We start from the raw sequence: 21,038 nt of genomic DNA, 5'->3' as shown, positions 1-21,038 counted from the left end.
AAAACCATCCCTTTCAGGATGGTTTTATCTTAAAAATAGAATACTTAATAACAGGAATTTATATTTTAAAAGTAACCACCGGCCTTACCGCATGGTTAACAAGGTCCTCACTCACGCTACCATTAAAAAAGTGCGCAATGCCCTGGCGGCCGTGTGTGCAAATACCAATAAGGTCGGCGTTAATGCTGTTAGCAAAATGCAGCACACCTTTTTCTATATTCACATCGTTATAAATGTGGCTGGTGTAGCCGTTCTCTATAGTAAAGCCTGCAACAAAATCGTGTATAATTTTCTCGGCCGCGTGTGTCGATTTAAAATCGTTAGGCGTGTTTATGTACACTAATTGCAGTTTAGATTTAAAGCTGTTGGCAAAATCTACCACTTTAGCAAAAGGCTTCTTTATCTCGCTTGTAAAATTAGAGGCAAATACAAATTTTTCAGGATTAAAGGCACCTTCCTCTTTCTTGATCACAAGTACAGGAACTTCAGACACCCTTACTACCTTCTCTGTATTAGAGCCAATAAACATTTCATGGAAACCGCTTGCTCCATGAGATCCCATAACAATAAGGTCTATATCATTTTCCTTACTTACTTTCAGTATACCGTCAAACGCCCTGTTGATGCTTACATTTTCTGTAACCACAAGGCCATCCAGATATTCTGCCGATTTTACTTCTTCAAAACGCTCGTGTGCTTTTTGCATAAAAAACAAAATCTCAGGCACTTCGGCTCCGGCAGTAACAGCATCGCTTTCTTCGCCCGGAAGCTCTAAAAGGTGAAGCAAAAATATCTCACCGTCATTTTCACGGGCAATTTGTGCCGCCACTTTAAGGGCATATTCGGCATGTTCTGAAAAGTCTGTAGGGACTAAAATCTTTTTCATAATGTGTTTAAATAGTTAACAATTTTGGCTGGAATTTTAACAATATAAAGGTAAGAATAATTTTTACATTACCCAATGATTTTCAAGATATAAAAATAATTTGTATATTTGCAGTGTTATTTAATAAAAGCTAAATAATGAGGGGACAAAAGTCCCCTCTTTTTATACAAATATGACATTTAAAGAAAAAGTTGCCGCATTGCTTAATGCTGGCCTTGAAGAGCACCCTAGCCTGTTTTTGATTGACTTAACCATAGGCTCTGGTAATAAAATAAACGTTACGCTTGATGGCGACAACGGCGTTACGTTGCAGGATTGTATAAATATTAGCCGCGCTATAGAACACAACCTTGACAGGGAAGAAGAAGATTTTTCGCTGGAGGTGGCATCGGCCGGAGCTACAAGCCCACTAAAATTTCCAAGACAGTTTGCAAAAAATATTGGAAGGATAGTGCTTGTAAAAACTAACGATAATAAAGAGATAGAAGCAGACCTTACAGAAGCCGGCGAAAACGGCATTGTGCTTGAGTGGACTGCCCGCGAGCCTAAACAGATAGGCAAAGGAAAAGAGACCGTACAAAAAAAGCAAGAAATTGCCTATACGGATATTAAGGAAGCTGTTGTTGTAATAAAATTTTAAAAAAATAAAGAGAAGTTGGCATGGAAAATCTGGCATTAATAGATTCGTTTTCAGAGTTTAAAGATGATAAACTTATAGATCGCGTTACGCTGATGGCGATACTGGAAGATGTTTTCAGGAATGCATTGAAAAAGAAATACGGGTCTGATGATAACTTTGATATTATCATTAATCCTGACAAGGGAGATATGGAGATATGGAGAAACCGCGTAGTGGTTGCCGATGGTGAAGTGGAAGATCCCAACTCTGAAATTTCGCTTACAGAAGCACGCAGGATAGAGCCGGATTTTGAAGTAGGCGAAGATGTATCTGAAGAAGTTAAGCTTATCCAACTGGGTCGCAGGGCTATACTTGCGCTGCGCCAAAACCTTATCTCTAAGATACACGAGCACGACAACACCAACCTTTATAAGCAATTTAAAGATATTATTGGCGATATTTATACCGCTGAAGTGCACCACGTAAGGCCAAAAGCCGTAATTTTGGTGGATGATGAGGGTAATGAAATTGTATTGCCTAAAGAAAAACAAATACCAAGCGACTTTTTTAGAAAAGGAGATAACGTTCGGGGTATTATAGAAAACGTAGAACTTAAAGGAAATAAGCCGCAGATTATTATGTCGCGCACAAGCGAGCTTTTCCTTGAGAAACTGTTCGAACAGGAAATTCCTGAAGTGGCAGACGGACTTATAACCGTTAAAAAAGTAGTAAGGATTCCTGGCGAAAAAGCAAAAGTAGCTGTAGATTCTTATGATGACAGGATAGACCCAGTAGGCGCCTGTGTGGGTATGAAAGGATCCAGGATACACGGTATAGTGCGCGAACTTGGCAACGAAAACATAGACGTTATTAACTATACTGCCAACACGCAGCTTTATATATCAAGGGCGCTGAGCCCTGCCAAAGTTTCTTCTATCAAATTAAACGAAGAGAACCACAGGGCAGATGTTTTCCTTAAACTGGAAGAGGTATCTAAAGCTATTGGCCGTGGTGGTCATAATATTAAACTGGCAGGTTTGTTAACCGGCTATGAGCTTGATGTAATCCGTGAAGGCAATGCTGCCGAGGATGAGGACGTTGAATTAACAGAGTTCTCTGATGAAATAGATGAATGGATCATTTCAGAGTTTGCAAAAATTGGCCTTGACACTGCAAGAAGCGTACTGAACCAGGATGTAAACGACCTTGTGAGAAGGACCGATCTTGAAGAAGAAACCATCCTTGAAGTGATAAGGATACTTAAAGACGAATTTGAAGATTAAAAAATCGTCCGGCTACCTTTCCGCAAACAACAACACAACGATTGAAGATAACAGTAATAAAAATTTATGTCTGAAGAAAGAGCAATAAGAATTAACAAAGTTTTAAGGGAATTAAATATTTCTCTGGACAGGGCTGTGGAGTTCCTTAAAGATAAGGGCCACATAATCGAGGCTAGCCCCAATGCCAAGATTTCCGGTCAGGAATATAATGCCCTTTTCAACCAGTTTTCTGCCGACAAGGGTAACAAAGCTGCATCCCTTGAAGTAGGCGAGGAAAAAAGGAAAGAAAAGGAAGCGCTGCGCATAGAGAGAGAGAAAGAGCTGGAAGAAAAAAGAAAGCAGGAAGAGGAAAAACAAAGACAGGAAGTTATAAGGGCAAAAGCCTCATTATCCGGTCCGGTAGCAGTAGGCAAAATAGACCTTAATCCTAAAAAAGCTGAGCCCGCTTCAGACAGTGCTCCGGTAAAACAGGAAGCGGCACCAAAACAGGAACCTCAGGTACAAAAACCAGAGCCTGTTGCAGAGAAACCTGCACAAGAGGCTCCGGTTGCGCAAAAGCAGCCTGAGCAGCCCAAAGTGCAAGAACAGCCTCAACAGCAGCCTCAGGTTAAAGAAGAGAAAAAAGCAACTCCTGCCCCTGTACAGCAACAGGCAGCTCCTGCTGAAGTAAAAAAACCGGCTATTACACCGGCACAAAAACCGGTACAGGCGGTACAAACACCACCTGCAGATGCAACCCCATCTCCGGAAGACGATACAATAAAAACACAGTACCAAAAACTTAGCGGTACAACCTTTACAGGCCAAACTATAGACCTTTCTCAGTTTAACAAACCGAAAAAGAAAAAAGAAGAGCCTAAAGGTCAGGGTGGCAGTATAAAACCCGGCGGGAACAATAATTCTCAGGGCGATAAAAACAAAAGAAAAAGGATTACTCCTAACCCTAACAACCAAAACAGGCCACAACAGGGCCAGGGCGGCGGTAACAACCGTCCGGGAGGTGCAGGTCCTATAAGACCTAACACAGGCGGAGGCCAGCAGGGAGGTAATAAGTTTGGCAACAAACCACGTCCGGCTATTGTTAGTAAAGTAGAACCTACCGAAGAAGAGGTTAAAAACCAAATTCGTGAAACGCTTGAAAAACTTCAGGGTAAAGGCGGCAAATCTAAGGCTGCTAAATACAGAAGAGATAAGCGTGATACACACCGCCAAAGGTCTGACGACGAACAAAGAGCACTTGACGAAGGCAGCAAAACAATTAAGGTTACAGAATTTGTAACTGTTGGTGAAATTGCTACCATGATGGATGTGCCTATTACTAAGGTTATCATGACCTGTATGTCGTTAGGTATAATGGTTACCATGAACCAAAGACTTGATGCCGAAACATTAAGCATTGTTGCTGATGAGTTTGGATATGAAGTAGAGTTTATTACTACAGATATTGAAGAGAATATAGAAGAGGTACAGGATCGTGAAGAGGATCTTTTACCACGTGCTCCTATAGTTACTGTAATGGGTCACGTAGACCACGGTAAAACGTCTTTACTTGACTACATTCGTAAAGCTAACGTAATTGCAGGTGAGTCGGGTGGTATAACCCAGCACATCGGTGCATATGGTGTTACACTCGAGAACGGTCAAAAAATCACGTTCCTTGATACACCGGGTCACGAAGCGTTTACCGCGATGCGTGCACGTGGTGCCCAGGTTACCGATATTGCTATTATTGTAATTGCTGCTGACGACGATATAATGCCACAAACAAAAGAGGCAATTGCGCACGCACAGGCAGCAGGCGTACCTATGATATTTGCTATCAATAAAATTGATAAGCCGACAGCTAACCCTGAAAAAGTAAAAGAGAGACTTGCAGGTATGAACCTACTTGTTGAAGACTGGGGTGGTAAATATCAATCGCACGATATATCTGCCAAAAAAGGTATCGGAATAAAAGAACTACTTGAAAAAGTATTGCTTGAAGCCGAAATATTAGACCTTAAAGCAAACCCTGACAAAGCTGCTGTAGGTACTGTAGTAGAGGCTTTCCTTGATAAAGGCCGCGGATATGTTTCAACTGTACTTGTACAGGGTGGTACTCTACGCGTAGGCGATTATGTACTTGCAGGAAAACATCATGGTAAAGTTAAGGCTATGCACGATGAGCGTGGTCATAATGTAAAAGTAGCAGGACCAAGTACACCTATATCTATATTAGGTTTAGACGGTGCACCTACTGCCGGTGATAAATTTGGCGTATATGAAGACGAAAGGGAGGCTAAGCAAATTGCAGCCAAACGTACACAGCTTATACGCGAACAATCGGTACGTACTAAGAAGCACACTACCCTTGCCGAGCTTGGAAGGCGTATTGCCCTTGGCCAGTTTAAAGAGCTTAACCTTATTATTAAAGGTGACGTGGACGGATCTGTTGAGGCACTTGCCGATTCATTCGCCAAACTTACTACCGAGGAAATTGAAATCAAGATTATCCATAAAGGTGTAGGTGCCATAACTGAATCTGACGTTATGCTTGCATCGGCATCAGACGCCATTATTATAGGCTTTAACGTTCGCCCTTCAGGCAACGCCAAACAGCTTGCAGAGAAAGAGGAAATCGACATCCGTAACTACTCTATCATCTACGACGCTATAGACGATGTTAAAGATGCAATGGAAGGCATGCTTTCGCCGGAGCTTAAAGAAGAGGTTACCGGTACTGCCGAAATACGCGAGGTATTCAAGATTTCTAAAGTGGGCTCTATTGCCGGATGTATGGTTACCGATGGTAAGGTATTCCGCAGCTCTAAAATAAGGCTTATACGCGACAGCGTGGTAATCTATACCGGAGAGCTTGCTACCCTTAAACGCTTTAAAGACGACGTTAAAGAAGTGTCTAAAGGTTACGACTGTGGTATGCAGATTAAAAACTATAACGACATACAGGAGTATGACATTATAGAGGCTTACCAGGAAGTAGAGGTTAAGAAAAAGCTTAAGTAATATTGAGCTTCAATTATAAACAGGTCCCGGTTGCAGCAATGCAATCGGGATTTTTTTTATGTTCAAATTGCAATGCATTACCTTTAAATAATAGGCATAAAAAATCCCGCCTGCGCGGGATTCTCATATTTTACTCCGGTGCCAGCTCTAAGGCCAGCCCTTCCAGTTCGGGGGTTATGTTTATCTGGCATCCCAGGCGGCTGTTGGGCTTTACATTAAAAGCCTCGCTCAGCATGGCATCTTCATCGGGACCCATTTCTGGCAATTCCACATCATTAAGTATATAGCATTGGCATGAGGCACACATGGCCATACCACCGCACACACCTATAGTACCGTCCGGAGCCAATTCATAAGCACGGACTACCTCCATAATATTCATGGCCATATCGGTAGGTGCCAGCACTTGGTGGGTTATGCCATCCCTATCGGTTATTGTTATTGTAACTTCGTTCATTTTTGTTTAAAGTTATAATGTTGAATGTTTAAAAGTTAAAGAACGTATCACGGGTAAACTTTAAAACTTTATAACATTCAACATTTAAACATTATTCTATCGCCTTTACCACCTGTTTTTCGGCTTCCTTACGGGTACCGTCAAAACCGTCTACACCGCTTACAGTGGTATATTTAAGTACATATTTTTTGCCCGGGTTCAGCTTATTGAATACACTCTGGCACATAAGCGTAGCTTCATGGAAACCACACAATATAAGCTTCAGTTTACCAGGATAGGTATTAATATCGCCTATGGCATAAATACCCTCAATATTGGTTTGGTAATCTAAGGCGTTGTTAACCTTAATGGCGTTCTTTTCTATTTCGAGACCCCAGTTGGCAATAGCCCCTAATTTAGGAGTAAGCCCAAAAAGCGGGATAAAATAATCAGTCTTAATGGTGGTGTGCGCGCCGTCTATTTCAAGGTCGAGTTCCTCCACCTTTTCCGCCCCGCGAATGCCTGTAACCTCGGCAGGGGTAATAAGGTGAATTTTACCCTGTTTTTTTAATTCCTGTACTTTCTCTACCGAGTCTAAAGCCCCGCGAAACTCGTTACGACGGTGTACCAACGTAACTTCAGACGCTACATCGGCAAGGAAAATACTCCAGTCTAAAGCAGAGTCGCCGCCACCGGCAATAACAATTTTTTTATTACGGAAAAGTTCCGGGTCTTTTACAAAATACTCAACCCCTTTATCTTCATAAAACTCAATGTCTTCAATAATGGGTTTGCGCGGTTCAAAACTGCCAAGCCCACCGGCAATAGCCACGGCTTTGGCATAATGCTCTGTACCTTTGTTGGTCGTTACTAAAAACGTACCGTCTTCCAGTTTTTGTATGGTCTCTGCCTTTTCGTTAAGTGTAAAGCCCGGCTGGAACTGTTTTATCTGCTCCATCAGGTTATTTACGAGGTCACCCGCCAAAACCGACGGATAACCCGGAATATCGAATATAGGTTTCTTAGGATAAAGCTCAGACAGCTGCCCGCCTATTTGCGGAAGCGCGTCTATAATATGGCATTTAAGTTTTAAAAGTCCGGCTTCAAAAACAGCAAACAAGCCTGTAGGGCCTGCGCCAATAATCAATATATCTGTTGTAATCATTACGTTTATATGTGCTAAAAGCAATTTCATGACAAAGTTGCCCAAAATTGCTTTTAAAAATTATGATAAATATCAGCTAACGCTATGTATTTTAAAAACGGGCGCTACGCTACGTTAACCACAGTTTCTATTTGCGGGGCATACTTTTTAATGGTAGTTTCTACCCCGGCCTTTAGTGTCATTTGGTTTACGCTGCAGCCAACGCAGGCACCTTCAAGGCGTACACGTACATGTTTATCGTCTTCGATATCTATTAACGAAATATTACCTCCATCAGACTCCAAAAAAGGGCGTATCTCTTCAAGAGCCCTTTCAACACTGCTTCTAATTTCTTCTGTTGTCATTTTATTTCTTTTTAACAGCCGAACATCCGGCCATCGTAGTTATTTTAATCGCCTCAGACGGCGGAAGGTTATCATTACGGTTTACAGTTTCCTGAACCACATTACGCGCCAATTCTTCGAACACAGCCTCAAGCGGTGTTGCAGTTTGCAGGGCAGCAGGACGACCGTAATCGCCTGCTTCGCGAATGCTTTGCACTATAGGCACTTCGCCAAGGAAAGGAACATCAAGGTCTTCAGCAAGGTTTTTAGCACCTTCTTTGCCAAAAATGTAGTATTTGTTTTCCGGCAATTCTTCCGGTGTAAAATACGCCATATTTTCTATAATACCAAGTACAGGCACATTAATGCTTTCCTGACGAAACATTGCCACACCTTTTTTGGCATCGGCAAGAGCAACAGCCTGTGGCGTGCTTACAATAACCGCACCTGTAATAGGCAATGCCTGCATTATGGAAAGGTGAATATCGCCCGTTCCCGGTGGCAGGTCAAGCAGCATAAAATCAAGCTCGCCCCAATCGGCATCAAATATCATTTGGTTAAGGGCCTTACCTGCCATTGGACCACGCCATATAACGGCCTGCTCCGGGCTGGTAAAAAAGCCTATAGAAAGTATCTCTACGCCATAGCTGGCAATAGGTTTCATTTTAGATTTACCGTCGATGGTTACTGATATAGGCTTTTCGCGCTCTACATCAAACATTATTGGCATAGAAGGACCATAAACGTCGGCATCAAGAACACCAACCTTAAAGCCCATTTTAGCAAGTGTAACCGCAAGGTTTGCCGTTACTGTAGATTTACCAACACCGCCTTTGCCCGACGATACAGCAATAATATTACTAATGCCAGGAATGGCTTTTCCTTTAATCTCAGGTTTCTCAGGCGCTTCAACTTTTACGTTTACCTTTACCTTAGCCTCAGGGGTTACTTTTTCATGGATTGTTTTAATAATATCGGCTTCGGCACGTTTGCGGATGTGCATTGCCGGAGTTTGCATTACAAGCTCAACCACAACCTCATCGCCAAAGGTAAGCACGTTGCGTATTGCACCACTCTCAACCATATTTTGCCCTTCTCCGGCAAGCGTTATGGTTTCAAGGGCTTTTAATATCTCTTTTCTGTCTAACTTCATAATTGTAAATAACTAACAGTCTGCACTATTAAGACTGATTTCAAATTACAAAGATACTATGAAAAGTTTATTTAAAGAAGATTAATGTTATAGTTTGCAGCAAAAAGTGATAACTTACAAATTATAAAAAATATTATTTAAGAATTATCTTTTTATAGATATAGTTTCCCTGTTTTTTATTGACAGTGTCTGTTTGAATTTCATAAAATTCGTCAGCCGATAATGCTTTAATTAAGACAATATTATTCCCTTTCCATTTTATATCATCAGGAATATAATCTAAATTCTCATTAAATACACATGTAAATTTACTGTTAGATAAAGAAAGTATTTGTATATCTGCACTTAACAATGACTTACCTCCGCCATATGGATTAACATAGTATGATATTATTTTTTGACGGTTTGGAGAAAAATCCGGCATTCCGGCTAGCGTATCTATTTTAGCTGTGACCTGGTCTACTAAAAAATAACTTCCGCCTTCATAATATTGCGCAGACAATAAATATTTCCCTACTTCTTTACTGTATCCAAGATAAGTATAAGTAACCTCTTCTTCGTCATAATATCCTTTTTGCAAATAAGGATTTATATTATGAAACGCAAGTTTCTTTTTTTGAGTATTTATTACAACCGGAGGCAGCAGCAATGTATCTGGCCTAAGCAAATCCGTACTAAAACCTGACAAAGCAGAGTATGATCCTTTTTCAAACTCTTCAGCATTGCTTTCCTTTATCTCGGCAACAATATTAGTTAACTTTTCAGATGCGTCTTTGTTATTTATATTTACTTTGCTACGCTCAATAACATCCTTTTTACAATTTGTAAATAGGAAAAACAAAATAAATACAGTGATAAAATGTTTCATAGCATTACATTATAAAACATCCAACTCCTTAGCAGGATCCCAAAAGTGTTTTTCAAAATCTGTAATTTGATTATCTTCTACCTCTATGCCCTCATTTTCCAAAAGCTGCTGCATGAGGTTAGTTCCGCCAAAATGATGCTTACCGCTCAGCAGGCCAACACGGTTTACCACACGATGCGCAGGTACATCATCCGGGCAGTTATTCATAGCCCAGCCTACCATCCGTGCCGAACGGGCAGCTCCTAAAAACTTAGCTATAGCTCCATAAGATGTTACCCTGCCATAGGGTATTTGCCTCGCTACTTCATGTACTTTTTCAAAAAAATTACTGTTGTCTTCCGGCATACTATTGAGTGCTTAGTAATGGCTTTTCCAAATACGCAAAAGGGTTACAATAGCCACAATACCTGTTATAGCACCTATAAAATAGTTTACGTTTCTTAAAAAGAAATCGGTTTTATGCTCAAACTTTTTAAAGAAGATTATATAAAGGTAAAAGACTAAAAATGCACCACTCATTGCCCCTGCTACAAAAAGCAGGATATACAGATTGGTAAAGAAGAATATTTTGGCTGCGGATAACGATATGCTTATAAAAACATAGAACGGTATGGGGAAAAAGTTTAGCGCAGACAACGCCATACCAATAAAAAAGTTGCCTGTTTTACTGCGAATTTTCACCACATCGTCGGCTGCCTTGGGCTTTTTCTTTTTTGACAGGAACAGAAAATACACTGTGAGTACAAAAAATATGAGCACACCAACTTCTTCAAGAAGGTACACTATATCCGGTCGCCTATTGATGAGCTTTGCAAAGGTTACTGCTATAAACGCCTGAATAAACACAATTACTGCCGCGCCACCCGCAAAAACCATAGCATTTTTGCGACCTTCTTTGAGGCTTATCTTGGCAGCCGTCATGTTTAGCAGCCCGGGCAGCAATGTGGTTAAAAAAGCCACGGCAAAGCCTAACAGTATGGGGGTTATTACCTGCATACTATTTTATTTTAAACCTTATGTAAGTAATAGGCTTGTTTTGCTCAAGGTATTGCTGCTCGTAAAATGTTTGTATAGCAGTAACAATTTCCGGTGCGCCCTCGTTGCGGTACACGTTGTGGTTGGCATACAACACCTCGTGTCCGGCACCATGCAATAGCCCAAGGGTGTAGCCATGCATAAATTCGCTGTCGGTTTTAAGGTTTACAACACCATCTGCCTTGAGGATGTTCTTGTAACGTACTAAAAACTCGGCATTGGTAAGCCTGTGCTTTGTGCGTTTATATTTTATTTGTGGATCGGGGAAGGTTATCCATATTTCAGAAACTTCACCCGGAGCAAAAAAGTTCTCAATAAGCTCTATCTGTGTGCGAAGGAATGCCACATTATACAATCCGTTCTCTACCGCAGTTTTAGCACCACGCCAAAAACGGGCACCTTTAATATCTATGCCTATAAAGTTATTTTCAGGATAGCGTTCGGCAAGCCCTACACTATATTCACCCTTACCACACCCAAGCTCGAGTATAATAGGGTTATCATTCTTAAAAAAATCGCTGTTCCATTTGCCTTTCAGGTTAAAAGTACCTGCAACGGCTTCCTCTCGCGTAGGCTGTAAAACGTTATTAAATGTTTCGTTTTCCCTAAAACGCTTCAGTTTATTTTTGCTTCCCACTCTTTAATTTAAATTTTTGGTAAAATTAGCGAAATATATGGCAATCAAAATAATTTTAGATTGCACAAATTAAATAGTTATCAAAAACATAACAAATCAGTGCAAAATAATAAGATACTTGTTGCCCCACTCAATAGGGGCCTGGGGCATGCCACACGTTGCATACCGGTTATTGATGCACTTGAAAACCATGGTTTTGAACCCATTATAGCATCTGACGGGACAACACTTGAGCTGCTAAAAAAAGAATTTCCGCATCTAAAAACAATAGAGCTGCCCGGATATCATGCCGAGTATGCCAAAACCGGTGCCTTTTTTAAACTTAAGATACTATTGCAAATGCCTCGTATGTTTTTGGCAATACGCCACGAGAACAAATTAGTGTGCAACATTGTAAAGGAACATAATTTGGCAGGCATAATATCTGACAGCAGGCTGGGTGCGTATTGCAAAAATGTACCCACAGTGTTTTTAACCCACCAGCTAAACATTCTCAGCGGAAGCACTACCGCGCTTGCTACAAAAATCCATCAATATTTTTTAAGGCGTTTTACCCAGTGCTGGGTGCCCGATGTTGAAACCTCTCCTAATCTTTCGGGGAAACTGGGCCATACGGAAGACCCCGGAATAAAACCTAAATATATAGGATTGCTTAGCCGGCTGCATAAAAAGACCACAGAAAAACAGTACAGCCTTATGGTGCTGCTATCGGGTGGAGAGCCCCAACGCACCGAACTTGAAGAAAAGCTACGCGCCGAATTAAAAAAATACAACGGCAAAACGCTGTTCGTGCAGGGACTTATAGAGCCTGAGCAAAAAATGGTAAAAGAAGGCAACACCCTTTTCTACAACTACATGAACACAGCACAGATAGAAGAGGCTATGAATCAAAGCGAAGTGGTGTTATGCCGACCGAGCTATACTAATGTTATGGATTTGGCTAAACTTTGCAAAAAAGCCTTCTTTATACCCGTACCGGGAGAATATGAACAGGAATATCTTGCAAAGAAACTTAAACGCAGTAACACTGTACCTTATGCTTTGCAGGACAATTTTAAAATAAAGAATTTAGGAAAGGCCCACATGTATAAAGGGCTTAAAAGTGTAGAATGCGCCATTAAATGGAAAGACCTATTTAGTCTTTTCGAGAGTAAATGAAAACTCTGAACCCTTGCCATAGTCACTTTCAACATAAATTTTTTCGTCGTGGCCTTCTATAATGTGCTTAACAATTGCAAGCCCAAGACCACTACCGCCCTCTGTGCGGGCACCACTGCGGTCTACACGATAAAAGCGTTCAAAAAGACGTGGTATATTTTTGCGTTCTATACCTTCGCCATTATCTTTTACACGAATAATTACTTTATTATTTACAAGATCTTCTATACTAATTTCTGTAGTACCGTCTTCGCGGCCGTACTTAATTGAGTTTACCACAAGATTGGTAATAACCTGCTGTATCTTATCTCTGTCGGCATATACCATAACAGGTTTAATATATTTTTGGTCGAGCATGAGCATAATGCTTTTTTTGTCGGCTTTCATTTCAAGCAGATCAAAAACACCCTGTATAACATCTACAATATTAAATTCAGTGTAATGCAGGTTAAGGTCGCCCACCTCCATCTTACTTATCATATCAAGATCCTGAACAATATAAATAAGCCGCTCTACCCCTTTCTCTGCACGCTGCAGGTATTTTTTGCGTAGGGTTTTGTCGTTCATGGCACCGTCAAGCAATGTCAGTATGTAACCCTGAACCGTAAACAGTGGGGTTTTTAGTTCGTGCGAAACATTACCTAAAAACTCGCGACGGTATTCTTCCTGAATTTTAAGGGTTTCTATTTCGAGTTTCTTATCGCGGGCATACTTTTCGAGTTCATGCGTAAGGGTAGCCATATCGGTAGTAACCGATTTGCTCCTCAGACTGCTGGATTCGAGCAGCGAAATATCGTCGTATATTTTTTTTACACGGCGGTAAATAAAATGTTCTACGCGATATTGCAGCACAAAAAAAGCAAAGAAGAAAAGCAGCAGGGCAAAAGCCACTAAAAACTGCCAGTTGAAGGTATAAAAAAATTGCATTAAACCTGCCACCAGCAAGGTGGCAAATAATGCAATATATGTTGCTGATTTAACAGCAAAACGGTAAGATTTTTTAAACTTAATAGACACTAAATTTCGAGCTTATAACCCACGCCCTTTATGGTTTTAAAAATATCGTCTCCTATTTTTTCACGAAGTTTCCTGATGTGAACGTCTATTGTTCTTCCGCCTACAACTACTTCGTTACCCCACACTTTATCAAGAATTTCTTCTCTTTTAAACACTTTGCCCGGTTTAGAGGCCAACAGGTAAAACAGTTCAAACTCTTTGCGCGGCAATACAATTTCGCGGTCTTCCAGTACAATTTTGTACTCTTCGCGGTTAATTTCTATTGAGCCAACCCTTAAAACATCAGCTTTGCTGTCGTCTTCTTTAAGCCTTCTAAGCAACGCCTTTACTTTACTAACCAATAATTTTGGTTTAATTGGTTTGGCAATATAATCATCGGCTCCGGCATCAAACCCGGCAACCTGGCTGTAATCTTCGCTTCTTGCCGTTAAAAACGTAATAATAACATTATTAAGTTCCGGCAGTTTTCTAATATTTTCAACAGCCTCCATACCGTCCATTTCGGGCATCATCACATCTATAATAATAAGATGCGGAAGTTCTTTTTTAGCTTTGGCAATCGCTTCTTTACCATTAACCGCCGTAATAACCTGGTAGCCTTCCTGTGTTAAGTTATAACCCACAATTTCCAGGATATCCTGCTCGTCATCAACTAATAAGATCTTGATGTCTTTTTTCTTCATGATAAATATTATCTGTGTTTTTGTGGCGGTAAAGGTAAAGATAATACAAAATAATGAAACGTGTTAACTATTATTTAATGCGTTAACAATTTAGTAATAACAGGTAAATCTAAACCTAACGTTTACCTAACATTCAATTTGAGGGCGCGAAGTTTCTTTGCAGCAAAATTAGAACACAACGCAATGAAACTTAAATTCTTATTGATTACCTTGTTTATTACAGCCATAGGCTTTGCGCAAAACAACGGTACGGTAACCGGGACAGTTACTGACAAAGACATGAACAACGAACCGCTGCCGTTTGCCAGTGTAGTGGTTAAAGGTTCGCCCATTAGCACCAATACAGACGAAACAGGATATTACACCCTGAGCGTTCCGGCAGGACAGCAAACCCTTGTTTTTGGTTTTCTTGGCTATGAGAGCAAAGAAGTTAGTGTTACAGTTAAAGCAAACGAAACTATTACTGTTAACGAAATTCTTGCCTCGACCAGTGTACAGCTAACCGATGTGGTTATAGAAAAACAGGTGAGCCGCGAAAAAGAAACCGCTCTTTTACTGCAGCAAAAGAACGCCATTGAAATGAAGCAGAACATAGGCGCACAAGAGCTTAGCCGTAAAGGTATTGGCGATGTGGCTACTGCTGTTGCAAAAACATCGGGTATATCTAAACAAGAAGGCAGCAACAACGTATATGTAAGGGGGCTTGGCGACCGCTATAACTCTACATCTATAAACGGATTACCGGTACCAAGTAATGACCCTGAAAAGAAAAACATTTTTCTTGACATATTTACTACCGATATTGTTGACTATATATCTATAGACAAGGTTTACAACACAAAACTTTTTGGAGACTTTGCCGGAGGTAACGTAGACATAATCTCTAAAGAATATCGTGGAAACGGAATGTTCGAAGTATCTGTGGGATCTAAAATTAACACGAACGCTTTAGATAAATCGAGTGAATTCTATTTACAGGATGGTCCTAAAAAATCAGGATTCTTTAAAAGCGATTATCCTGCAAATGCATTAACATCGTTTAACTACCCTAACAGCCTGAATGCACAAAAAGAAAGCATGACTCCAATTAACTTTGGATTTAAGGCCGGTCAGGTTTACAACATTGGAGAAGAAGGCAAACTTAGCCTTTTTGCAACAGCAAACTTTAGCAATGGCTATGAATACAGGAAAGGTCTAAACCAAACAATGAATGCCCAGGGCGGTGTGTTAAACTCTTTCCAACAGGAGCGTTTTTCTTACAACACCAACACAACGGGAATGTTTAATGCTGCATACCGTCTAAACCCTAACCACAAATTATCTTACAACTTTTTGATTGTAAATTCTTCAGACCAATATAGAGACGGATATTCAGGAATTATTCGAGACCTTGCTGAAGACGGAACTGGATTTATACAAAGAGGTACTTATGTGCAAAACACTTTGATGATAAACCAGTTACTTGGCAACCACAAACTAAACGAAAAAACGGCCTTAGACTGGGGTGTATCTTACAACACCGTTAAAGGCGATATGCCAGACAGGAGACAAAACACTTTTGCAGATACCGGAGCAGACGGAACACTAAACCTTGCTCAGGTAACCGCTACCGATAACCACAGGTATTATCAAAACCTAAAAGAAGATGAACTTGCAGCAAATATTGCAGTTAGCAGGCAGATAGGTGCCACTGGAGAAGATGGTAAATCAAGGGGCAAAATAAGCGCAGGCTACAACGGACGCTTTAAAAAGCGTGATTTTGAAGCCATACAGTTTAACTTCTTCCTTAACTCGGCTATTCGATTTGATATAACAGCCGATCCTAACCGACTTGACGAGATTTTTAATCCAACTTCTTATGCCAATGGCGATTTCTCTGTAAACACCTATTCAGGTAGTATGCGACCTCAAACCTACAACGGTGACCTTGATATACACGCAGGTTTTGGTACATTCGATTATAAATTTACCGACAAGCTAACCACAAGTATAGGTCTTAGATATGAAAAAATTGATCAGTCTATAGATTACAGAACGCAATTTGAAACAGGGCAATCTGACTTTAATAGAAACGAATTTTTACCAAACCTAATATTAAAATATGAACTGAACGACAAACATAATCTTAGGTTTGCCGCAAGTAAAACATATACACTACCTCAATTTAAAGAAACAGCAAACTTTCTTTATGAAGAGATAAACGAAGTTAAAATAGGTAATAAAGATCTATACCCTTCTCAAAATTACAATGCTGATATTAAATGGGAATTTTTCCCTCAAAGAGATGAGCTAATATCTGTAACAGCATTTAGTAAATACATACTGGACCCAATAAACGAAATTGTAATTTCATCTGCAACCAACGATATATCTTGGGTAAACATTGGAGACAGCGGTTATGTAGTGGGTGCTGAGCTTGAAGTGCGCAAAAACCTATATGTTATAGATGGTGAATTTGAAAACAAGCTAACCGGAGGATTAAACCTTGCATACATGAAAACCCACCAGGATCTTGATCCGGAAAAAGTGGCAAGAGAGACTGATAACTCTATGAGCATCAACCCGACAGATAAAACATCGAGTTTTACAGGAGCTTCAGACCTGTTGCTTAATGCTGACGTATCTTATACAAAAAACTGGACGGCAGACAAAGGAATAACTGCAACCTTAATGTATTCTCATTATTCAGACAGGCTTTATGCGATTGGTACATTAGGAAAAGGAAACCTTGTTGATAAAGGCATGGGAGCATTAGATCTTGTGTTGAAAACACGTTTAGGCAAACATTTAGGCATTGACCTTGTGGGACGTAATCTATTAAACCCCGAATTTGAAAGGGTACAGGAAAACGCAAGCGGCACTGTTCCAATCATTAACTACAAAAGAGGTGCTTATTTTGGACTTGGCTTAACATACAAGCTATAAAACACCTGCAAACACAACAATTTGCTTACACAGAGTTAACTTACATTAAACCTCGATTGCTCAAATTTGCAATCAAAATAAATAACACAAAATGAAAAAAAGAGTTTTAACAGTATTTGCTTTAGCATCATTATCATTTGCTGCTTTAACAGTATCATGTTCTGATGACGACAACAAACCAGCAGGACCAACATCAACATTCGTACTTGACCGTAACAATTTTAAAGGTGAGATCGAAGATGGAGAAGTTATCCTTGAATCGGGAACTTACAAACTTACAGGTCCGCTTGTAGTTGGAGCCGATGCTAAACTAACAATCAAAGCAGGCGTAATTATCGAAGCAACACGCACTACTGAAACTGATGATGAAGTTCGTTATATTGCAATTGCTCAGGATGGTGAAATTGATGTTCAGGGTACAGCTGCAAGCCCGGTTGTAATGACTGCAGAAGTAAAAGAACCACAAGCATGGGGTGGTCTTGTTCTTTGTGGCCGCGCTACTATCAACACAAGTGCTACAGGTGCACGTGCTGAAGTATCTGACCTTCCTTACGGTGGTAATCAGGATGACGACAGTTCAGGAACTATTAAATATCTAAGGGTGGAATATCCTGGTTTTTCTTACAGCGCAAGTAAAGAATTTAACGGTGTTTCTTTCTTTGGTGTAGGCCGTGGAACTACTGTAGAGCATGTACAGGTTTATGAAAGCTCTGACGACGGCTTTGAGTGGTTTGGTGGTACTGTAAACACTAAATGGCTTTCTGTAGTAAACGTACACGCTACTAAAGTTGGTGATGACCTTTTTGACTGGACTGAAGGATGGGTAGGTACTAACGAAAACTGGTATGGTAAAAGAACTAATGGTGGTAACAGAGGTATCGAAGCAGATAACAACGCTAACAACCGTGCTTTAACTCCAATATCTAACCCTACTATTACAAACCTTACACTAATAGGAAACAATGGTGGTTCAGAAAACCAGGCTATAAAACTAAGAGAAGGTACTAAAGCAGTATTTAACAATGTAGTTCTTAGCAACTTTGGTACTGGATTTGACGTTCAGCACGCTGAAACTCTTGCTTTTGTAACTTCTGGTGCTACTAAAGCTACAGGTGTTAAATTTGATAACATTCCTGCTGACAGAAAAGCGATAGATGCTACAAATGCCAGCAACATAAACTCTATCTTTACTGAAAATGCTTCTGCTACAGGAGCTGGTGCAGGTACTGAAGTTCCGGCTTGGGCTCAGGGATGGACTCGTAACAACTAATTTTTAAGTTTTTACTTACATACAAAATAAGGCTGCCATTGGCAGCCTTATTGCTTTTATAATTATACGGTTTTAAGATAAATAGATAAAATTATCGATCTTACTATTGTTAAAACACACACTAAAATTTAATATTTTTTCATAACAAAATTTTTGGTATAGTTATTGAAATAATTTATACATTTACATCATCGATCATCTTATGAAAAAACACTACTTTTATACTACCTTACTGGCCCTGTTTTTGTTTTGCCTTGGTGCTATAGCCCAGGAAAACAAACAGTCTTTTACTGCCGGTAAAGATCCTATAGAAGGCCTTAACATATACCCCAACCCCGTTAGCGGCGGCAGGCTGTATATTACATCTAAAACCGGGCAAAACAAAGATGTTGCCATTTTTGATGTTTTAGGCAAAAAAATTATGCAGGCAACACTTAGCAACAACAAAGAACTTAACGTTAGCGACATGACACCCGGCGTTTACATTATCAAGGTAAAAGAGGGCGAAGCGACATCTACACGAAAGCTAATTGTTAAATAAACCCAAAAAGAGGCCGCAAGCTGTTAAACTTTTCTAATTTAGGCTTATTTTGATATAAGAATATTTTTATAGTTTGTACGCGCGCGCTATCTTTGCAATCAGAAAATAAAACTTCAATAAAAATTAACGACATGAAAAAACTTTACATTTTAGCAGCTGCTCTTGTATCAACTGCTTCTTTCTCTCAGGTAGTCATTAGCCAGGTTTATGGCGGTGGTGGTAACAATGGTGCTGTTTACAGCAACGATTTTGTAGAATTATTTAACCGTGGCTCTCAAGCCGTTACCCTAACAGGCCATACTCTTCAATACGCTTCTAACTCAGGGTCTTTCAACGCATCAAATATACAGCCACTACCTACGATAACAATTCAGCCAGGTCAATATTATCTTATTCAGGAAGCTGCAGGCAACACAGCAGTACAGGCATTACCAACTCCTGATTATGCACCAGTTGCACCAGCTGTAATCCTTTCTATAGGAGGCACTAATGGTAAAATAGTATTAGCCTCAAATGATACCGCTGTAACTTCACCTACCGACGCGAATGTTGTTGACTTCGTTGGATTTGGTTCAGCTACTACATTTGAAGGTAGTGGACCTACTCCTGCTTTAGGTAATGCTCTTGCAGCTGTAAGAGCAAGTAATGGATGTCAGGATACCAACGACAACGCTACTGATTTCGTTTCTACAACTCCAACACCAAGAAATACTGCAACTCCAGTAAACGTTTGTGGAACGCAAAGTATAAACAAAAATCAAATCGCTGGCTTAAAGCTTTCTCCAAACCCACTTACAGGCAATGTACTTACAGTATCGTCTAACAGCGATGTAGAAAAAACTGTAGCTATATTTGATATTACAGGCAAACAAATACTTAGCGCTGTAACAGTAAACAACACTGTAAACGCAGCTAAACTTAGCGCAGGTGTTTATATTGTAAAAGTTACTGAAGAAGGCAAAACTGCTACTAAAAAACTTATTGTACAGTAAATAGCATACACCACTCTCACTAAGAGGCTGGTATTAAAGGGTGTTGCTTTGCAGCGCCCTTTTTTTATTGATGTTTACTTAACAATTAAACAATAAAAAACAAGCCACGGCAAAAGCCGTATTTAATAATTTTACAAGGTTAAAAAAGACTATATAAAATGAAAAAAATCTACTCGTTACTATCAGTAATCGTATTATCTGCCACGGCAGCAACAGCACAGGAAAATCTTGTTTTAAACCCTGGTTTCGAAGAATGGGCAAACGAGCAACCTGTTAGTTATGCTCCATACAGCACTTACTTAAACATCAATCTTGTTCAGGAAAACAATATTAAACATAGTGGCAACAGTTCAGCAAGACATCAGTCGCAATCAAGCACTCAAAATGTACAGCAGGACGACCTTATACCTGTAATTGCAGGAAACAGCTATACTATTAGTTATTGGTATCTTGACAACGACCCGGCAGCAAAAACAAGAATTTGGTCGGCTTGGATGCAGGCAGGAACTCCATTCACTCAATTATCAGATGATGAAGGAACACTAAGATATGCAGATAACGATTTATCTTTTTCTACTGACAATCCACAATGGATCAATAAAACTCTTACACTTACAGCTCCTGCTAATGCCACACACTTCAGATTTCAGGTAAGAACAAATAGAGAAGCTGTAGGTGCTGATGGTGGTTATATCTATTATGATGATTTTTCTTTTGTTGACAATACTGCCGCAGGAGTTAAACAAAACGAAATTGCAGGTTTAACGGTTAGCCCTAACCCGCTTACAGGCAATGTGCTTACTGTAAAATCGAATAGCAATGCTGCTAAAGGAGTGGCTATATTCGATATTACAGGTAAACAGGTGCTTAACACTACAACTGCTAACAACACTGTTAATACAAACAACCTTACAGCAGGTGTTTATATTGTAAAAGTTACCGAAGACGGTAAAACTGCTACTAAAAAACTTATTGTACAGTAATTTACTTTACACTTTATAATATCAGGGCTGCCATTGGCAGCCTTTTTGCTTTTTAGACACT

At 40.0% G+C, this 21,038-nt stretch carries 20 protein-coding genes; 9 read left to right on the top strand and 11 right to left on the bottom strand.

The genetic code is table 11. From position 1 onward, the window contains the following. Window positions 1–58: 58 nt before the first annotated feature. On the bottom strand, window positions 59–886 hold the full coding sequence (locus tag GR160_RS13060) for a universal stress protein (RefSeq protein WP_160750320.1): 828 nt from the start codon (window positions 884–886) through the stop codon (window positions 59–61). Between the two features lie 172 nt (window positions 887–1,058). Here GR160_RS13060 and rimP point away from each other — a divergent pair, with 172 nt between their 5' ends. The 3 genes from rimP (at window position 1,059) to infB (ending at window position 5,791) form a co-directional block, all read left to right on the top strand. Continuing rightward, a complete protein-coding gene (rimP, locus tag GR160_RS13055; RefSeq protein WP_160750319.1) occupies window positions 1,059–1,526 on the top strand; it encodes a ribosome assembly cofactor RimP in 468 nt (155 codons plus the stop codon). Window positions 1,527–1,546: 20 nt separating this feature from the next. Next, window positions 1,547–2,788, top strand: coding sequence for a transcription termination factor NusA (gene nusA, locus GR160_RS13050; protein ID WP_160750318.1), 1,242 nt, complete (start codon window positions 1,547–1,549; stop codon window positions 2,786–2,788). Window positions 2,789–2,854: 66 nt separating this feature from the next. Then, a complete protein-coding gene (gene infB / locus GR160_RS13045; protein ID WP_160750317.1) occupies window positions 2,855–5,791 on the top strand; it encodes a translation initiation factor IF-2 in 2,937 nt (978 codons plus the stop codon). Between the two features lie 130 nt (window positions 5,792–5,921). Here the strand turns inward: infB and GR160_RS13040 are convergent, their stop codons facing one another. The 8 genes from GR160_RS13040 to trmB all read right to left on the bottom strand — a co-directional run bounded on the left by GR160_RS13040 (window position 5,922) and on the right by trmB (window position 11,408). Next, window positions 5,922–6,248 carry a ferredoxin gene (locus GR160_RS13040; RefSeq protein WP_160750316.1) on the bottom strand — a complete coding sequence of 109 codons (327 nt, stop codon included), beginning with the start codon at window positions 6,246–6,248 and terminating at the stop codon, window positions 5,922–5,924. A gap of 91 nt (window positions 6,249–6,339) precedes the next feature. Then, a complete protein-coding gene (locus GR160_RS13035; protein WP_160750315.1) occupies window positions 6,340–7,392 on the bottom strand; it encodes an NAD(P)/FAD-dependent oxidoreductase in 1,053 nt (350 codons plus the stop codon). Between the two features lie 104 nt (window positions 7,393–7,496). Continuing rightward, window positions 7,497–7,736 carry a NifU family protein gene (locus tag GR160_RS13030; protein WP_160750314.1) on the bottom strand — a complete coding sequence of 80 codons (240 nt, stop codon included), beginning with the start codon at window positions 7,734–7,736 and terminating at the stop codon, window positions 7,497–7,499. A gap of 1 nt (window position 7,737) precedes the next feature. Beyond that, complete coding sequence (locus GR160_RS13025; RefSeq protein ID WP_160750313.1) at window positions 7,738–8,868, bottom strand: Mrp/NBP35 family ATP-binding protein; 1,131 nt, start codon at window positions 8,866–8,868, stop codon at window positions 7,738–7,740. 133 nt (window positions 8,869–9,001) lie between these two features. After that, window positions 9,002–9,736 carry a hypothetical protein gene (locus GR160_RS13020; protein WP_160750312.1) on the bottom strand — a complete coding sequence of 245 codons (735 nt, stop codon included), beginning with the start codon at window positions 9,734–9,736 and terminating at the stop codon, window positions 9,002–9,004. A 9-nt stretch (window positions 9,737–9,745) separates the two neighbouring features. Continuing rightward, a complete protein-coding gene (locus GR160_RS13015) occupies window positions 9,746–10,081 on the bottom strand; it encodes an MGMT family protein (RefSeq protein ID WP_160750311.1) in 336 nt (111 codons plus the stop codon). 12 nt (window positions 10,082–10,093) lie between these two features. Beyond that, entirely contained in the window at window positions 10,094–10,732 is a 639-nt protein-coding gene (locus GR160_RS13010; RefSeq protein WP_160750310.1) for a LysE family transporter, read from the bottom strand. A 1-nt stretch (window position 10,733) separates the two neighbouring features. After that, a complete protein-coding gene (gene trmB, locus GR160_RS13005; protein WP_160750309.1) occupies window positions 10,734–11,408 on the bottom strand; it encodes a tRNA (guanosine(46)-N7)-methyltransferase TrmB in 675 nt (224 codons plus the stop codon). A 99-nt stretch (window positions 11,409–11,507) separates the two neighbouring features. On the opposite strand from trmB, the gene GR160_RS13000 reads away from it, so the two are divergent. After that, on the top strand, window positions 11,508–12,566 hold the full coding sequence (locus tag GR160_RS13000; protein WP_160750308.1) for a glycosyltransferase: 1,059 nt from the start codon (window positions 11,508–11,510) through the stop codon (window positions 12,564–12,566). Here the strand turns inward: GR160_RS13000 and GR160_RS12995 are convergent. Beyond that, on the bottom strand, window positions 12,540–13,583 hold the full coding sequence (locus GR160_RS12995; RefSeq protein WP_160750307.1) for an ATP-binding protein: 1,044 nt from the start codon (window positions 13,581–13,583) through the stop codon (window positions 12,540–12,542). The two genes, GR160_RS13000 and GR160_RS12995, sit on opposite strands and share 27 nt — an antisense overlap. After that, window positions 13,583–14,266, bottom strand: coding sequence for a response regulator transcription factor (locus tag GR160_RS12990; protein ID WP_160750306.1), 684 nt, complete (start codon window positions 14,264–14,266; stop codon window positions 13,583–13,585). The genes GR160_RS12995 and GR160_RS12990 overlap by 1 nt, the downstream gene beginning before the upstream one ends. A 183-nt stretch (window positions 14,267–14,449) precedes the next feature. On the opposite strand from GR160_RS12990, the gene GR160_RS12985 reads away from it, so the two are divergent. The 5 genes from GR160_RS12985 to GR160_RS12965 all read left to right on the top strand — a co-directional run bounded on the left by GR160_RS12985 (window position 14,450) and on the right by GR160_RS12965 (window position 20,977). Continuing rightward, a complete protein-coding gene (locus GR160_RS12985) occupies window positions 14,450–17,191 on the top strand; it encodes a TonB-dependent receptor (protein ID WP_160750305.1) in 2,742 nt (913 codons plus the stop codon). Between the two features lie 91 nt (window positions 17,192–17,282). Further along, complete coding sequence (locus GR160_RS12980) at window positions 17,283–18,461, top strand: hypothetical protein (protein WP_160750304.1); 1,179 nt, start codon at window positions 17,283–17,285, stop codon at window positions 18,459–18,461. A 202-nt stretch (window positions 18,462–18,663) separates the two neighbouring features. Continuing rightward, window positions 18,664–19,002 (top strand): T9SS type A sorting domain-containing protein, encoded by a 339-nt coding sequence (locus GR160_RS12975; protein WP_160750303.1) that lies wholly within the window; start codon window positions 18,664–18,666, stop codon window positions 19,000–19,002. 131 nt (window positions 19,003–19,133) lie between these two features. After that, window positions 19,134–19,994 carry a lamin tail domain-containing protein gene (locus tag GR160_RS12970; protein ID WP_160750302.1) on the top strand — a complete coding sequence of 287 codons (861 nt, stop codon included), beginning with the start codon at window positions 19,134–19,136 and terminating at the stop codon, window positions 19,992–19,994. Between the two features lie 158 nt (window positions 19,995–20,152). Continuing rightward, the gene (locus GR160_RS12965) at window positions 20,153–20,977 is read left to right on the top strand and encodes a T9SS type A sorting domain-containing protein (RefSeq protein ID WP_160750301.1); all 825 of its coding nucleotides are present in this window, start codon (window positions 20,153–20,155) and stop codon (window positions 20,975–20,977) included. Window positions 20,978–21,038: the final 61 nt, after the last annotated feature.

This window comes from Flavobacterium sp. Sd200 (genome assembly GCF_009826935.1).
Taxonomy (GTDB): Bacteria; Bacteroidota; Bacteroidia; order Flavobacteriales; family Flavobacteriaceae; genus Flavobacterium.
Note: the sequence above shows the minus strand (reverse complement) of the source record. Positions and strands in the feature narration are given on the sequence as shown.

Excerpts from the sequence above, each read along its gene's own strand:
- GR160_RS13010 (WP_160750310.1), bottom strand. The coding sequence starts at position 10,732 with ATGCAGGTAATAACCCCCATACTGTTAGGCTTTGCCGTGGCTTTTTTA.
- infB (WP_160750317.1), top strand. The coding sequence starts at position 2,855 with ATGTCTGAAGAAAGAGCAATAAGAATTAACAAAGTTTTAAGGGAATTA.
- GR160_RS12980 (WP_160750304.1), top strand. The coding sequence starts at position 17,283 with ATGAAAAAAAGAGTTTTAACAGTATTTGCTTTAGCATCATTATCATTT.
- GR160_RS13015 (WP_160750311.1), bottom strand. The coding sequence starts at position 10,081 with ATGCCGGAAGACAACAGTAATTTTTTTGAAAAAGTACATGAAGTAGCG.
- GR160_RS12965 (WP_160750301.1), top strand. The coding sequence starts at position 20,153 with ATGAAAAAAATCTACTCGTTACTATCAGTAATCGTATTATCTGCCACG.
- GR160_RS13060 (WP_160750320.1), bottom strand. The coding sequence starts at position 886 with ATGAAAAAGATTTTAGTCCCTACAGACTTTTCAGAACATGCCGAATAT.
- GR160_RS13030 (WP_160750314.1), bottom strand. The coding sequence starts at position 7,736 with ATGACAACAGAAGAAATTAGAAGCAGTGTTGAAAGGGCTCTTGAAGAG.
- GR160_RS13025 (WP_160750313.1), bottom strand. The coding sequence starts at position 8,868 with ATGAAGTTAGACAGAAAAGAGATATTAAAAGCCCTTGAAACCATAACG.
- GR160_RS13040 (WP_160750316.1), bottom strand. The coding sequence starts at position 6,248 with ATGAACGAAGTTACAATAACAATAACCGATAGGGATGGCATAACCCAC.
- GR160_RS12970 (WP_160750302.1), top strand. The coding sequence starts at position 19,134 with ATGAAAAAACTTTACATTTTAGCAGCTGCTCTTGTATCAACTGCTTCT.
- GR160_RS12975 (WP_160750303.1), top strand. The coding sequence starts at position 18,664 with ATGAAAAAACACTACTTTTATACTACCTTACTGGCCCTGTTTTTGTTT.
- GR160_RS13020 (WP_160750312.1), bottom strand. The coding sequence starts at position 9,736 with ATGAAACATTTTATCACTGTATTTATTTTGTTTTTCCTATTTACAAAT.
- GR160_RS12990 (WP_160750306.1), bottom strand. The coding sequence starts at position 14,266 with ATGAAGAAAAAAGACATCAAGATCTTATTAGTTGATGACGAGCAGGAT.
- GR160_RS13035 (WP_160750315.1), bottom strand. The coding sequence starts at position 7,392 with ATGATTACAACAGATATATTGATTATTGGCGCAGGCCCTACAGGCTTG.
- rimP (WP_160750319.1), top strand. The coding sequence starts at position 1,059 with ATGACATTTAAAGAAAAAGTTGCCGCATTGCTTAATGCTGGCCTTGAA.
- nusA (WP_160750318.1), top strand. The coding sequence starts at position 1,547 with ATGGAAAATCTGGCATTAATAGATTCGTTTTCAGAGTTTAAAGATGAT.
- GR160_RS12985 (WP_160750305.1), top strand. The coding sequence starts at position 14,450 with ATGAAACTTAAATTCTTATTGATTACCTTGTTTATTACAGCCATAGGC.